Genomic DNA, 14690 nt, shown 5'->3' with positions numbered 1-14690 from the left:
GAGCAAGACTATGTTTAATAAAATAATAGATTGGTCTGTTAATAATAGACTCCTGATTTTGATTGCGCTGTTTGCCACAATTGTCGGCGCAATTATGGTTATACCAAAACTAAATTTAGATGCCTTTCCTGATGTTACTAATGTTCAAGTTGCTGTAAATACTGAAGCGCCAGGACTAGCTGCTGAAGAAGTTGAACAACTCATTACGTACCCCATTGAAGCGGTCATGTATGCCTTACCTGATGTAGAACAAGTGCGCTCAATTTCTAAAACAGGCTTGTCTGGCGTCACGGTTGTTTTCAAAGAAGGCACCGACATTTACTTTGCAAGACAACTTGTATTTGAGCGTCTTCAAGCCGCAAAAGAACTGATACCAGAAGGTGTCGGCACACCCGAAATGGGGCCAAACACCTCAGGGCTAGGCCAAGTATTTCAGTACCTTCTTATTTCAGATAAAGATGCAGGCTATGATGCTATGGCACTCAGGAGTCTCAATGATTGGGTAGTAAAATTACTCGTTATGCCTGTCGATGGTGTTACTGATGTACTCTCCTTTGGAGGTATTGTTAGGCAGTACCAAGTAAATGTAGATCCATCTAAGCTTCTTTCTTATAACCTAACGCAAGAAGACGTTGTTGGTGCCCTAGATAACAACAATGCCAATGTTGGCGGATGGTATATGAACCGTGGGCAAGAGCAGCTTGTTATTAGAGGTGCAGGTTGGTTTGAAAGTGGTGACGCTGGTATTAGTAATATCAAACAAGTTCCCGTCAAAACAGTTGATGGGACAGTTGTGACGGTTTCGGATATTGCTAAAGTTGAAATGGGCAGTGAAATTCGTCAAGGTGCTGTCACAATGACGCGCAAAACCGAAGACGGTAAAGTCGAAAATTTAGGTGAAGTTGTCTCTGGCATTGTCTTAAAACGCATGGGGTCTAATACTAAAGCCACCATTGATGGTATCAATGCAAGAATCCCATTGATTAATCAAGCATTGCCTAAAGGTGTTCGCTTTGAACCATTTTATGATCAGGCTGATTTGATTGAAAAAGCCGTTGATACAGTAGTTGATGCACTATTACTAGCATTTATTTTCATCTGTATTGTATTAGCACTATTTTTAATGAATATACGTGCAACCTTCCTTGTCCTAATATCTATTCCAATTTCAATTGGTATCGCGTTAATGATCATGGCTTGGTGGGGCATTTCTGCAAACCTTATGTCATTGGGTGGCATTGCCGTAGCCATTGGTATGCTAGTTGATGGTTCAGTCGTGATGGTTGAAAACATGTTTAAGCATTTAAATAGACCAGACTCTACCCATTTAAAAACTGTAAAAGAAAGAGTGCCTAGTGCTGATACTGATCCACATGATGTAGAACAAGATGAGCATGGTATTAAGTTACGTCTTCAAAATGCGGGTAAAGAAGTGGCTCGTCCCGTATTTTTTGCAGCTTCTATTATTTTAGTCGTATTTACGCCTTTATTTAGCTTTGAAGGTGTTGAGGCAAAGTTATTTCAACCTATGGCAATAAGCATCATTTTAGCTGTTATATCTGCTATTGTGGTTGCGTTGTTTGTTGTACCCGCTTTAGCTACTTATTTATTTAAGTCAGGTGTAAAAGAGAGGGAAAGCTTTGTTCTTAGGCCATTAGACAAACTCTACAGAAAAGGGCTTACATTCGCACTAAAACGCACCAAATTAGTCATTTCAGCCGCACTTATATTAGTTTTCTCTGCCTTTGCATTAGTTCCATTAATTGGTACTGAATTTGTACCTGAGTTAGAAGAAGGGACGATAAACTTAAGAGCAACGCTTGCACCTTCTTCCAGTTTAGATACCGCGCTCACTGTGGCACCAATTCTAGAAGAAAAACTAATGGCTTTCCCTGAAGTAACCTATGCATTAAGCCGAATTGGTCGAGCAGAAATAGGTGGAGACCCAGAGCCTGTGAATAACATCGAAATTTACATAGGGTTGAAGCCTGTTTCTGAGTGGACCAGTGCATCTAATCGATATGAACTTCAAGGAAAAATGGAGAGATCTTTAGAAGAATTCCCTGGGTTGCTACTCAACTTTTCTCAACCTATTGCGACTCGTGTCGATGAGCTACTATCTGGTGTTAAGGCTCAGTTGGCGATAAAGTTGTTTGGGCCTGAACTTGAGGTACTGGCGGCTAAAGGTCAAGAAATAGAAACAGCAATTAAAAACATTGAAGGTGCAAGGGATGTTGCATTGGAGCAAATTGCTGGTGAAGCGCAATTGGTGATAAGTCCTAACAGGCAAGAACTATCACGCTTTGGATTGTCTGTGAGTGACATAATGGAGGTTGTGCGTGATGGTATTGGTGGTGTTGCAGCCGGACAAATAATCAATGGTAATGAACGTTATGATATTTACGTTCGCATAGAGGAAGAGTACCGAAGTAACAAAGAAGCTATTGCTGATATTCGGCTTCAATCACCTACTGGTGCTTGGGTGCGACTGGGTGACGTAGCCTCAGTCTCATTTGAGTCAGGCCCACCACAAGTTAGACGCGATGATGTACAACGAAGAGTCGTTATCCAAGCAAATGTACAAAATCGAGATATGGGAAGCGTGGTTGCCGATATCAGAACGGTAATTGCTGAAAAGGTTGACTTACCTTCAGGTTATTCTGTTTCGATTGGCGGCCAGTTCGAAAGTCAAAAACGTGCTCAAAATAGGTTAGCTATAGTTGTACCTTTATCGTTAGCACTAATCGCACTACTACTTTACTTTGCCTTTGGTTCTGTTGGTCAAGCTATGCTGATATTGGTCAACGTGCCGCTTGCTGTAATTGGCGGAGTTTTCTCCTTATATTTATCTGGACAATACTTGTCTGTACCAAGCTCCGTTGGCTTTATTACCTTATTTGGTGTAGCGGTATTGAATGGGGTCGTTATGGTAGAAAGTATCAACCAACGTATTAAAGACGGTCTAGAAGCATCTAAAGCCGTTTTTGAAGGCGCTACTTCAAGATTAAGACCTGTACTTATGACTGCTATAACATCAGCTTTAGGTTTGATACCGATGTTAATGTCTAATGGTGTTGGTGCAGAAATACAGCGCCCATTAGCGAGTGTTATTGTTGGCGGCTTGGTAACTGCAACACTGTTAACATTATTTGTTTTACCTGTTTTATATCGCTGGTTTTCAGAGAAAAAAATAAAAGAGCTATCCAGATAAAATTACTGTGAACTCTAACCCCACGCTAAAGTCACGTTTAGCGTGGGGTTATTGAGTAGATGAACGAAAAGAAAGATTAGATTTAACAATAAACTAATAGTCATGACTGCTTTGTCGGAATATTTGTCGTTAAACAGGCCAAAGCTAACTTCCGCTTTCGTATCTTTGCAGTCTTAATCTCTATGTGTCTCAAGGTCGGATTATGGCACGTGCCAGACTCTAACTTCGAGTCTGGCTTAGGTTCAAATTTAAGCATCGATCTGTTCTGATACTTCTAACGCATCATCAACTTCTATTCCCAAGTACCTGACAGTGCTCTCTAGTTTTCTATGGCCAAGTAGAAGCTGACAGGCTCTTAAATTTTTAGTTTTTTTGTAAATTAGTGATGGTTTGGTACGTCTCATTGAATGAGTGCCATATTGAGTCTTATCTAACCCAATTGAGGTGACCCAAGAGTCAACTATACGTCCATATTGACGGGTTGAAAGGTGTTCAGAGGAATGAATTCGTGACTTAAACAAGTAATCATAAGAATTGAGAGTAAATTGCTCTATGAGCGCCACAATTGATTTCCTTGTATTTCCAGTAATTTCAAATTGAACAGGCATACCAGTCTTTTTTTGAACGACTATTGCCCGTGATTGGATTGCTTTACCATGTGCAATGTCATTAACTTTTAGTGAAACTAAATCACACCCTCTTAGTTTGCTATCTATGGCTAGGTTAAATAGTGCTAGATCTCTTATTTTATGAAAAAGTTCCAGTCGTATTCGGATAGCCCATATTTGCTGTAATTTTAGAGGTAACTTTTGTCCTACAAGCTTATTTTTATTCCAAGGCTCTTTAGGCTGATATATAGTTAACTGGTGCATTAGTTGTACTCCGGTGTTTATGGAGTTTTAAGCTTAGCTCGCTACAAAAGAATTCGGGTATGAGCTATAAGCGGACGGTCGGGTAAACTCGTTGTTGGACAGAAACGTGTTAGATCTGATGGTCTAATACGTTACTGTCAAATTAGGCAAAGTATGTGGATTTCTGTTTGTTAGGCTTTTGTACTGCACCACTGGACTTCCCACAGAAATCATCAAGCATTCTGAGAAGCTAACAGCGAAAGATGAGCAAACCCGATTATAAGTTTAACAAGCGCATTAAATCTGATGCCCCACATTGTCCGATTTTTTGCTTAAAAGAAAATGATGCAAAAAAGCGTCCAACATGTTCCGCAGTTTATGCGGGCGTTAGCAGTCGATATGAAATTTCGCATAATTAGAAGCATTGAAGCACATATTATTAAAGATCGTGTACCAACTGAGTACAAGAGCTTAGCGGCAGCTTGTGAATCTCAGTTTACTGAAAAATGTACTTTGATTACTTTTCCACATAATAGAAAAGATGTGATAAAAAGTAACCTTACAGAAAAAGCATTAAAAAAGTTTGGAGAGCCGAGCCAAGATACTTTAATAGTTGTTGGAGGCTGTTTTTCATTAGAATCTGTTGAAAAATTAAAAAAGTACAATGCCGTTTTTCTTGCTCTATCGGAGTTCTCATGGACAGATGAGCGTCACACGTTAATAAAGTCAGGCGAACCTAGGTAGAGCCAACTGCTAAGAAGTCGTTTAAAAGGACAAAAACAGTTGGCTTTTAACGAGTCGTTACGAACGTCCGGAAATGGCACTTATGCGACAGTCAGATTTGATTAAGCCCTAACAATCAAATCTGACGGATAAAGTTAATACTTATTCAGTTAAGTTAGTACAGTTAAGCTGTAGTAACTTCTGATTTAACTTCATTACATTATTGAATTTTTTATACTCAGGTGCAGGGTTTTGAGAGTAATTTAGGTCTTCCACCTTCTTTTTATAGTTAGTGTCTAAATCATAATCCTATTCAATTGCTCTAACTTAGCATGCGCTTCATCTGAAATATCAAAGAGCAATAATTCACTCAATCCTACAGGATTAATAGGCCGGTGGTTAAAATCACCATCTAGGGTTAGGTTATTTGCAACTTTAGCCAAAGGTGTTTTTGAATTATTTTTGAGGTTTGTTTCAGTCGTCTTTTCATTATTAATTAATCTATCTAAATTAATATCAAACAAATCACCTTCCTCTGCTAACACTTTAGGTGAGTTATCCAACGGTTCGAGCACAATACTTTTTTCATTCTCAATTTCAATATCAAAAATTTTAACTTTGCCTAATTCACCAGGAACATTCTCTGCAACACGTAATGCAAAATCAATTAAGTTAGGCTCAGCTGGCATAAACATAAATGCATCTTGGTTAACTGAATCAGTAATACGCAGAATGCGTCCTAATATTTGCCTAAAATAAAGCTCCGTACGGTAATTTGTTAAGTTACAGCATACTTGTAACCGAGGAATATTAGTGCCTTCACTTACCATTCCAACGCTAATCAGCCACTCATTATCGCTTTGCCTAAATCGCTTTATGATTTTGTCGGGCTCATTTTCGCTGCTAGTAACAATAATTGCGCTGCTGCTGAACTTGCTACGCATTATCGTATTAATTACATGAGCGTGTGAGATTGATGAAGCCACAATTAACCCTCCAGCTTTAGGGTTAATACTTCTAATCTCTTTTAGTTTAGCTGTAGCTCTAAGGAGCAAATTTTCAATAACTAGTTCGTTAGTAACAAGCTCAGAGTATGAAATAACTTTTGCCTTAAGCAATTCAAAGAAATTAGTAAAGGTCGTTGTTTCTTCGGAGTTTGTTAAAGTAATTTTATTATTATCTAACGCAATTATTTGCGGCACTCGGCATACTTTATCTGATATAGCTTCTTTTAACCCATACACATAATCACAGTTTATTTGGCCAGACTCATTACAGTAATTTGATAGAGCTATTGGCAAAGAGTCAGAACGCCAAGGCGTGCCAGTCAGCGAGAGTGTAAATGCAGCTTTTTCTTTAATTAAATTGAGGATAGGGCTCCCCCAAGAGTTTGCATCCTCAATTGAAGAACCCGCACAGTGGTGTATTTCATCAAATATTACAAAAACTCTATATTGTTCAAATAACTGCCAAACATTTGCATTTAATGTGCTTAGTGCTTGATATGTGTATGAATCACCTAGCGCACCTATAGAGCCATCAAATCGAGAATTAAATCGCAGAGATAACTCATCCGCAAAATCAGCAGAAACAACAGATGAAGGAGAAAAGCAGAGTATGATATCTACAAGCTTTTTATCATATAATTTTTTTGCTAATACCGAAGCCATTACTGTTTTTCCAGCCCCAGGTGTAGCTAACGTTAAAAAATGCTTAACAGTGTTGTTGTTGTTGTTGTTGTTGTTGTACTTTGTTAGCGCTATTTTTATACATTTTTGTTGCCAATCACGTAACCGCATTAAGAGTGCCTTGTTCAGTTATATTTTCTAAAAGTATATTCAAAGCGGCAATTCGGCCTTTTAAATTTTGTTGTCGTTCTTGGGCAATTAAATATTGCCGTTTAAATAGCGTTTGATGTTGTGGATGTTTATCCCAAAGATTTATATAAGTTTCGAGAGTGCCTATACACTGCAATAATGCGTTATTGCATTCACTTAGCTCCTTTTGGCAATCAGCTTTAAAGTTACTCACATTTGGCATCGAGGATTGGGCTGGGATAATTTTACTTGGCTCAAAATAACGTGTTTTTGTGTATGTCGTTATCTTTCTGTTTAAAGATGTCGATGAATGTAACCAACCTTTACATACAAGCTTATTAAGCTGTGCGTAAATAAGCTTTCTAATTTTTACAGGGTCAAGTGTTTGGTCTTGATGCAGGGCAACATACGCAGTTCTAATTTCTACTACAGTAAAGCGATCAATATTACGCTTGCATATAATGGTTTTAATTAAGGGATCTAGCTTCATTGACAACTTAAACAAATTTAATTGATAGAAAGGTTTATTTATTGATATATATGTAAATAAGTTTCATTATATGTCATGGGTTGGCAGGCTGCAATATGGGATTATTTACACTTTGCCTATGGATATTAGCAATGCAGCCCATACAAACGCTGATTGGTATGAATATAAAATTAGCGCGAACAAAATGCTCAATACCTCAAGCTCAGCTAGCTAATAAGCTCGGTATCGAGGCAAGCTACTTAAGCCGCATTGAAAAAGGCCGAGTTCCTGTTTCTTGTGAGCGAATTTATCAAATAATTAAAATACTAAACTGTGGACTAGAAGATATTTTCCCCGACCCATCAGAAGTAGGCATACAGTTAAGCAAAAATAAGTAATTGCAGCATTAATCAAAGCTTTTCATTTTATACGCTGTGAATACTTAATTTAAATATACAAAGAGATATAGTAACTATGAAATACAAACCAGAGGGGTGGGTAGTTTTAACATATCAATCAGTTGATGATGTGACATGGTATGCCATTTTTTGTTCTTGGAAGGGGAACGATATTTGGAGAGTAAGCTCTGGTTCTGAGGCTTTACCTGATTTATCACCATGCGGAAAATATTTGATTTGGCCTCAAAAATCAGGCTCAATCTATGAACTGCCAATTGATGGGGAAAATGGTTACACATTTTATACCGGCGCAGTTTTAGATGATTTATTAGCGAATGGATATAGTGATGGAACGAAGGTTAAACGTATCGCTTTGAATGGTATTTTAAATGCAGGCAAAGCCTGAGTTAGTACACAAGATCCTGTAATAGATTCATATTATCAACGTTAGCTTTTAGTGCATTCATTTATTAGCTTTTAGTGCATTCATTTATTAGCTTTTAGTGTATTCATTTATTAGCTTTTACCTGTGCTTACTTAAAGTTTTAAATATCTGACGTTATGCAAAGCTCATTATCTTCAAAAGTAAAACAAATAGACTAAAATCTGTATTGAACCCAACTCAAATAACTGACGCACTAAACAGAATACCTACTATTAAAAATAATTTTTTATACATAAACTTCAAGTAAATATATTAAGTCAAAACCTTTGTTCTTCACTTTGGGTATCACATTAGTGAGCGTGTGCTCATGGCACTGAGCTCAATTTCGGCAAAGAGCGAGAAACAGACGGTACTCAAGCTCGTTTTTGGACAAAAACACGTTAGAAACTTAAGTTAAGTTGTTACCTAATCAAATGATTGAACAAACTGTATCAAAAAGTTATTTCTGATACAGTGAATATAGTGGTGTATCTTATTTAGATAATTAGCAATGGAGTGCATATGCATATTTCGAAATTAAGCTTAAGAAATTATAGAAATTTTAAAAGTGCTACATTGATGTTCAACAAAGGGATTAATACTCTCATCGGTGAAAACGGGTCGGGTAAAACCAATATATTTAGAGCCATAAGGCTCTTGTTAGACAATAGCTTGCCTCGTGCTGCAACTCGTTTGAATGAGGAGGACTTTTGTCGAAAATTGTATGGTTGGCAAGGTCATTGGATCATCATAAGTTTAGAATTTAGTGATATTGGACAGGATGAAGTTAGCCAAGCATTGTTTATTCACGGAACTGGTGTTGCTAACGAAGGAACTGTTGAAAAGGCTACATATAACTTAATTTTCAGACCCAAATCTCATATCAGACAACAACTTTCAAAAATAAACCCAGGTGATGTAGCCACATTACAAAGCATTCAAAAAAGTATCTCAATAGCTGATTATGAAACAGTATTTACTGGCAAAAGCGGAGTCAATTTTTGTAACGAACAAAAATATATAGAGATCGTAGGCGACTTCGAACAAGCAATATTTCCTTCACGAATTTCAAATAGTGAAGTTGGTTCTTCATTGCCAAGCATTTTGTCCATGCCAAATGAAGTGTCTTTTACTTTTGTAAAAGCATTACGTGACGTAGTGTCGGATTTTAAACAAAATAGAACAAACCCACTATTAAATTTGTTAAAACTTAAAAGTGAAGAAATAAATTCTGACGAGTTTGATCCAATAGTAAATGCTGTAGAAAAATTGAATCAATCAATTGAATCATTAACGGATGTAAAAGACATTAAGCAAGGCATAACTGACACTCTAAACGATACACTAGGAGATACTTATTCCCCTTACTCACTATCTATTCAATCAGGGCTCTCAACTGAAGCTGAACAGCTCTTCAAGTCATTAAAATTATTTGTAGATGAATCTGGCGATGATCATGAAGGTGCTATTCATGAAATGAGTTTAGGAGGGGCTAATTTAATATTTTTAACTTTAAAGCTTCTAGAGTTTAAATACCAAAAACCTGAAGAATCTATTGCGAACTTTTTACTTGTTGAAGAGCCTGAGGCCCATATTCATACTCATATACAAAAGACACTATTTGATAAAGTAGGTTACACTGATACTCAGATTATATATTCAACGCACTCTAGTCACGTTTCTGAAGTAAGTAACATCAGAAATTCTAATATTCTTTCAAAGACGGAATCGGGGTGTGTAGCATTTCAACCGTCAACAGGGCTAGAGCCTAAAGAAGTGACTTTTATTGAGAGGTACCTAGATGCTATTCGCAGTAACCTACTCTTTGCAAAAAGTGTAATTCTAGTTGAAGGTGACGCTGAAGAAATTTTAATTCCAACTCTGGTTAAACAGTCTATTGGGTTATCGTTAGACGAACTAGGGATTACTCTGGTCAACATGAGAAGCACTGGCTTCGAAAATATAGCACTTCTGTTTCATTGCAATCGAATTAGAAAGCGGTGTGGAATAATAACTGATTTAGACCAAACTTTTTTTGATGCTACTCCAAACACTGAAGACAACGACTCTATTGCAAAAGCAAAGTCTAAAGCCATTGGTTCAGCTAAAAAAGGGAGACTAAGAAAAGCTATCTTAGATGAGTTTTGTGAAGGAAATAATTGGATAAATACTTTTTATGCTGATCATACATTCGAAGTAGACTTCTTAAAATGCTTAAACTCTAATTACCTAGTAAATGCAGTTAACGAGGTTTATACCTGTCCGAACATGATAGATAGAGCAAAAGCGGAATTGACAAACCTTGACATCTCTATTTCCGGTAAGAGAGCTTTAACTATGGCTAACAACCAGGGTAAAGGGTGGTTCGCTATTACACTAGGCTCTAAAATAGATTTCAATGTCAATGTACCTAGTTATATTATTAATGCCATTTCTTTTGCACATGGTGCTTTCACAAACGAGCAAATATTAAAAATTATTGGGTATCGCTTCAATAACATCCAACAATTTATATTAGAACAAAGAGCCAGAATTGATGCAATTCCAGTGAGGAATCAACATTATACCGATTGGGATAACTACCTGACTCCCCTCGAAGCTGGAGTTAATTCGTTTAAGGCGCAATGGTTGCACCTCAATGAGAATGGAGGCTCTGTTTCAGATCTAAAACAAAAATTTATAGATTCGATAAGAATAAACAGCAATAACTTTTTGCAGGCAATTTAAATTATGTTTGTCTGGGGAGAGGAAGACCTAAATACTGAACAATCAAACTCTATCCGTGAGAATGGAAGTGTTTATTTGGTTGCTTGCCCAGGCAGCGGCAAAACGAGAACACTGACATACAAAATTGCAAAAGAGTTAACGGAACTAAACTCTACTAAGACTTGGATAGTCGCCATTACATATACAAACCGAGCTGCTGATGAAATTAAAGAGCGGATTGAGCTATTAGGTGTCGATATTTCCCAGCTGTGGATTGGCACAATTCATTCATTTTGCTTAGAGTGGGTTATCAAACCATATGGTGCACAACACCCCTCACTAGAGTTCGGCTACCGAGTTATAGATTCATATGATTCAGAGCAACTTCTAGATGAGTTATGTAAGCCTTATAGCCGTCAAAAAATTACGTATTATGATTGCCAATATTTTTTCACTACACAGGGCATAACATACTCATGCGACCCCAAAAAGCGAGAAATAATAAGATCAATTATTAATAGTTATCACGAAATTTTATTATCTAGAAATCAGATAGACTTCGAGCAAATATTGTATTTTGCTCATCAATTAATTATTAGTAACTCGACAATTTCTAAAACGCTCAGTAACTTATTTTCCTTCCTACTGATTGACGAGTTTCAAGATACACGCGAAATTCAGTATTCAATATTTGGAGAAGTTATTAAAAAAAGCAACTCTCGGCTAAATGCCTTCATCGTGGGTGACCCAAATCAGGCTATTTTTGGCTCATTGGGTGGATACGCAATAACTATCGAGGAGTTAAATCAAATTTCAGGCCAAACATTTAAATTACTCGGATTAACCAAAAACTATAGAAGCTCAAGTAAAATTGTTTCTCACTTTTCAAACTACAAAGTTTTTGATTCAGATATCGTTGCAGCAGGCGAACATTCCAACTACCCAACATTAGTTTCATATGTTGATAATGTAAGTAAGCAGGATTTAGCAAGTCACTTGGCTGAGATAATTAAATACCACATATCGGTAGAGAATATCGATGAAAGTGAGGTTTGTATAATTGCACCTTGGTGGATTCACATCGCCAGTATAACTAGAGCACTTTCTTCACAACTCCCAGAATATAGTTTTAATGGGCCTGGACTAACTCCATTTTTTAGAGATGAAGAAAACTTTTGGTACAAATTATCAAAGTTAATACTTACCGAACCATCTCCTTCTCTTTATACGAGAAGGATTAGATGGGCTAGTGAAATATTAGAAATGCTTCAAAATTATGATGTATCAACAATTAACTTAAAACCAAAGCTACTTTTACGCTTTATTAATTCATTACATCTCGAAATTGATGATGGTCTACAGCATTTGGCTGATGCTTTTGAACTTATTTCTCAAGAGTTAAAAGTTGATTTCAAATCAATAGCAGGGCTTAAAGAGCATTATGATGCGTTCTTTGAAAATGCAAAAAAGCGAATTGAGAAGATATCCAAAGAAAATGTTGAATACGCTGGTTCAATAGATAATTTTCGTAACGTATTCAAAAGACGAAATGGTATAACTGTATCAACAATTCACGGCATAAAAGGCGCAGAGTTCGATGTTGTTCTAGCATATGGGTTGTTGCAAGGTATCGTTCCTCATTTTAACGATAAAGATCCTCATAGTGCTCACAAGCTTCTATATGTTATTGGTTCACGAGCCAGAAAGCATTTACATTTGATATCTGAAACAGGCCGAGGAACAAATTTTTATCCTAAATGGCCAACAAATATTTTGGCTGAACATGTTTTTGAATATGACGACCCCATACCTTTTATAAGCCAACTAAACTAAAGTTAAAATTAGGCTTTCCTATTTTTGTAAATTGTTTCTGTCCAGAGACTGGTTATGTATATAATTCGCTTTTGCCCCAAAACGAGTTAACGTAAATACTCAAGGGGCTGCTTTGAGCGAGAAACAGACGGTCGATCAAACTCATTTTTGGACAAAAACGATTTAGAACTAAGGCGTGCTTTGTGCCAATAGCGAAAACTGGCCACTTAATTCAAAAAAACAGCAATGATACGATAGCAGACTTTCCTAAGTAGATAAAAGCACTGGTGTTTTTATCATAACGTTTGTCGATTTCCTTTTAAGGCTGTATGTAAACTAAGCCACCATAGAGACTTTAATTTAAAGCCCCAGTAGAAACTAATACTTCACTTTAGAATTCATTGCTCTAAGATGTATAATCCTAATCTCAGGATGAAATAAGGCAATACGTTTTCTATTATTATGAAAAATCTATTATCCATCCGTTCCTATAGCACAAAGCCAGTTCGTCATTCACATCAATTTAATCAGTTGGTTCTACCTTTACGTGGTGTCATAAATATATCTGTTGGTGATTTTAATGGTAAAGTTGCTCCTAGTGAATGTGTTGTAGTTAAAGCCAGCGAAGAGCACTTGTTCACCGCAAACACTGAAGCTAGGTTTGTAGTCGCAGATATGAAAAATCTTCCGCTAAATATTTCATCTTCACAATGTATTGTTTTTGCAATTAACTCACCTCTTAGAAGTTACTTAACTTTTATCGAAAACCAACTAGAAAACAAAGTTAATGCCCAATTAGAACAGGCGATGTTCGAAATGTTCAGCCTATTGCTTGCAGAGCAACCTTTATTACCAAAAGTAGATAACCGCATTGGAGCAGCAATATCCTTCATAGAGAAAAATATTGCAGCGCAGCTTCAAATTAAATGTTTAGCTGAATCTGCTTTCCTGAGTGAGACACAGTTTAAGAAACTATTTAAACAACAAACAGGTATGACCGTGATGAAGTACGTAACAAAACTTCGAATGGAAAAAGCCCAAGCCTTACTTACACATACAGATTACCCGCTACCATTTATTGGTGAAAAAGTAGGTTATAAAGAACCTTCAGCCTTTAGCAGAAAATTCTCACAATACTTTGGTCTATCACCAATTAAATTCAAAAAGTAAACTTAGTCGGAATTGATAACGATTGCGTCTTAATTGTTAAAAACACTCTACATAATTAGCATACTATTTCTGTATTGAAGTTATTATAAATAGGTCTCATTATGGAAAATCATCACGGAAGTTTTAAAGGTGTTATGGCGATTATTGTTGCTAGTTTCTTGTGGGGGACAACTGGTACTGCTGCAAGCTACTCACCAGATGTAAGCTCTTTGGCTATTGGTGCATTCTCTATGGGGATAGGAGGGGTGTTGCTTGTAATCACAGCTCGAAAAAAGCTACTTATAGATTATAAGCTGATGCTCGAACAGCCTGTAGTATTTCTTTTAGGTGCCGTTTCTGTCGCTATTTACCCATTAGTATTCTATACCTCAATGCGTTTATCAGGTGTTGCCATTGGTACTGTAGTATCTATAGCCACTGCACCTTTTTTTGCCGCAATCCTTGAGCGTCTTATTAGTAAAAAGGACATTTCATTGCAATGGATGTTGAGCTTTGTCATTGGTGCTATAGGTATTGCTCTGTTAACTTTAGGTAAAGACCAGAGCAATAATGCTTACAGTATTAATCAACAAGGTTTGGGGATTCTTTTAGGTTGTATTGCTGGTTTAACTTATGCAGGTTATTCATGGTCAGCAAGGCGTTTAATTGAAAGTGGCATTCAATCAAAATCGTCCATGTCTGGGCTATTCGGTTGTGCTGCACTATTGTTACTTCCATCATTATGGTTTACGGGTGATAACTTATTTTCAAGCTCAACTAATGCTTTCGTATCTTTGTATATGGCAATAATTCCAATGTTTTTAGGATATTTATTATTTGGTTTTGGCTTGAATTATATAGATGCAAGTAAAGCGACATTAATCACCTTAATTGAACCGTTAGTTGCAACTGTTTTAGCTATAGTCATTATTGGTGAAAAATTTAAAGTAATTGGTTGGATAGGCGTAGCTTTAGTATCACTATGCCTATTGATACAAACAATCAAACCTCAAAAAAAAATTAAGATTAGCCATCAAAAAATATAGTTATACAGCACTAAATATTCTCTTGAATTTGCAAATGCCTAATGTCCGCAATTGGCTAGCCGCTGTCGCTAAAACCTTAACAGC

At 36.7% G+C, this 14690-nt stretch carries 11 protein-coding genes; 8 read left to right on the top strand and 3 right to left on the bottom strand.

What is annotated here, in order from left to right; genetic code table 11:
- Positions 1–10: 10 nt before the first annotated feature.
- Positions 11–3211: an efflux RND transporter permease subunit gene (locus tag RB215_RS10790; protein WP_150138351.1), complete on the top strand. Its 3201-nt coding sequence runs from the start codon at positions 11–13 to the stop codon at positions 3209–3211.
- A gap of 248 nt (positions 3212–3459) precedes the next feature.
- On the opposite strand, the gene RB215_RS10785 is transcribed toward RB215_RS10790, so the two are convergent.
- Positions 3460–4083 carry a tyrosine-type recombinase/integrase gene (locus tag RB215_RS10785; RefSeq protein ID WP_004589486.1) on the bottom strand — a complete coding sequence of 208 codons (624 nt, stop codon included), beginning with the start codon at positions 4081–4083 and terminating at the stop codon, positions 3460–3462.
- A 378-nt stretch (positions 4084–4461) separates the two neighbouring features.
- Between RB215_RS10785 and RB215_RS10780 the strand changes: the two genes are divergently transcribed.
- On the top strand, positions 4462–4806 hold the full coding sequence (locus tag RB215_RS10780) for a hypothetical protein (protein WP_309216356.1): 345 nt from the start codon (positions 4462–4464) through the stop codon (positions 4804–4806).
- 275 nt (positions 4807–5081) lie between these two features.
- Here the strand turns inward: RB215_RS10780 and RB215_RS10775 are convergent, their stop codons facing one another.
- The gene (locus tag RB215_RS10775; RefSeq protein WP_309216355.1) at positions 5082–6584 is read right to left on the bottom strand and encodes a DEAD/DEAH box helicase family protein; all 1503 of its coding nucleotides are present in this window, start codon (positions 6582–6584) and stop codon (positions 5082–5084) included.
- On the bottom strand, positions 6571–7092 hold the full coding sequence (locus tag RB215_RS10770) for a hypothetical protein (RefSeq protein WP_197121747.1): 522 nt from the start codon (positions 7090–7092) through the stop codon (positions 6571–6573). Before RB215_RS10770 ends, RB215_RS10775 begins: the two co-directional genes overlap by 14 nt.
- A gap of 95 nt (positions 7093–7187) precedes the next feature.
- Between RB215_RS10770 and RB215_RS10765 the strand changes: the two genes are divergently transcribed.
- From RB215_RS10765 to RB215_RS10740, 6 genes are all read left to right on the top strand, one after another.
- Positions 7188–7469, top strand: coding sequence for a helix-turn-helix domain-containing protein (locus RB215_RS10765; RefSeq protein WP_231619810.1), 282 nt, complete (start codon positions 7188–7190; stop codon positions 7467–7469).
- Between the two features lie 76 nt (positions 7470–7545).
- Complete coding sequence (locus RB215_RS10760; protein ID WP_197121746.1) at positions 7546–7875, top strand: hypothetical protein; 330 nt, start codon at positions 7546–7548, stop codon at positions 7873–7875.
- Positions 7876–8415: 540 nt separating this feature from the next.
- Positions 8416–10620 (top strand): AAA family ATPase, encoded by a 2205-nt coding sequence (locus RB215_RS10755; RefSeq protein WP_309216354.1) that lies wholly within the window; start codon positions 8416–8418, stop codon positions 10618–10620.
- 3 nt (positions 10621–10623) lie between these two features.
- The gene (locus RB215_RS10750) at positions 10624–12432 is read left to right on the top strand and encodes an ATP-dependent helicase (protein ID WP_309216352.1); all 1809 of its coding nucleotides are present in this window, start codon (positions 10624–10626) and stop codon (positions 12430–12432) included.
- Between the two features lie 441 nt (positions 12433–12873).
- The gene (locus RB215_RS10745; protein WP_039485098.1) at positions 12874–13581 is read left to right on the top strand and encodes an AraC family transcriptional regulator; all 708 of its coding nucleotides are present in this window, start codon (positions 12874–12876) and stop codon (positions 13579–13581) included.
- 101 nt (positions 13582–13682) lie between these two features.
- Positions 13683–14606 carry a DMT family transporter gene (locus RB215_RS10740; protein WP_039485102.1) on the top strand — a complete coding sequence of 308 codons (924 nt, stop codon included), beginning with the start codon at positions 13683–13685 and terminating at the stop codon, positions 14604–14606.
- Positions 14607–14690 lie beyond the last annotated feature (84 nt).

This window comes from Pseudoalteromonas sp. HL-AS2 (genome assembly GCF_031198805.1).
Classification (GTDB): Bacteria; Pseudomonadota; Gammaproteobacteria; order Enterobacterales; family Alteromonadaceae; genus Pseudoalteromonas; species Pseudoalteromonas nigrifaciens.
The sequence above is the reverse complement of the archived record's forward strand: the minus strand, read 5'-3'. Positions and strand labels throughout refer to the sequence as shown.

Bases quoted from the DNA above. Each gene is read 5' to 3' on its own strand.
- RB215_RS10780 (WP_309216356.1), top strand. From the start codon at position 4,462: ATGAAATTTCGCATAATTAGAAGCATTGAAGCACATATTATTAAAGAT.
- RB215_RS10765 (WP_231619810.1), top strand. From the start codon at position 7,188: ATGGGATTATTTACACTTTGCCTATGGATATTAGCAATGCAGCCCATA.
- RB215_RS10740 (WP_039485102.1), top strand. From the start codon at position 13,683: ATGGAAAATCATCACGGAAGTTTTAAAGGTGTTATGGCGATTATTGTT.
- RB215_RS10750 (WP_309216352.1), top strand. From the start codon at position 10,624: ATGTTTGTCTGGGGAGAGGAAGACCTAAATACTGAACAATCAAACTCT.
- RB215_RS10770 (WP_197121747.1), bottom strand. From the start codon at position 7,092: ATGAAGCTAGATCCCTTAATTAAAACCATTATATGCAAGCGTAATATT.
- RB215_RS10785 (WP_004589486.1), bottom strand. From the start codon at position 4,083: ATGCACCAGTTAACTATATATCAGCCTAAAGAGCCTTGGAATAAAAAT.
- RB215_RS10775 (WP_309216355.1), bottom strand. From the start codon at position 6,584: ATGCGGTTACGTGATTGGCAACAAAAATGTATAAAAATAGCGCTAACA.
- RB215_RS10760 (WP_197121746.1), top strand. From the start codon at position 7,546: ATGAAATACAAACCAGAGGGGTGGGTAGTTTTAACATATCAATCAGTT.
- RB215_RS10790 (WP_150138351.1), top strand. From the start codon at position 11: ATGTTTAATAAAATAATAGATTGGTCTGTTAATAATAGACTCCTGATT.
- RB215_RS10745 (WP_039485098.1), top strand. From the start codon at position 12,874: ATGAAAAATCTATTATCCATCCGTTCCTATAGCACAAAGCCAGTTCGT.
- RB215_RS10755 (WP_309216354.1), top strand. From the start codon at position 8,416: ATGCATATTTCGAAATTAAGCTTAAGAAATTATAGAAATTTTAAAAGT.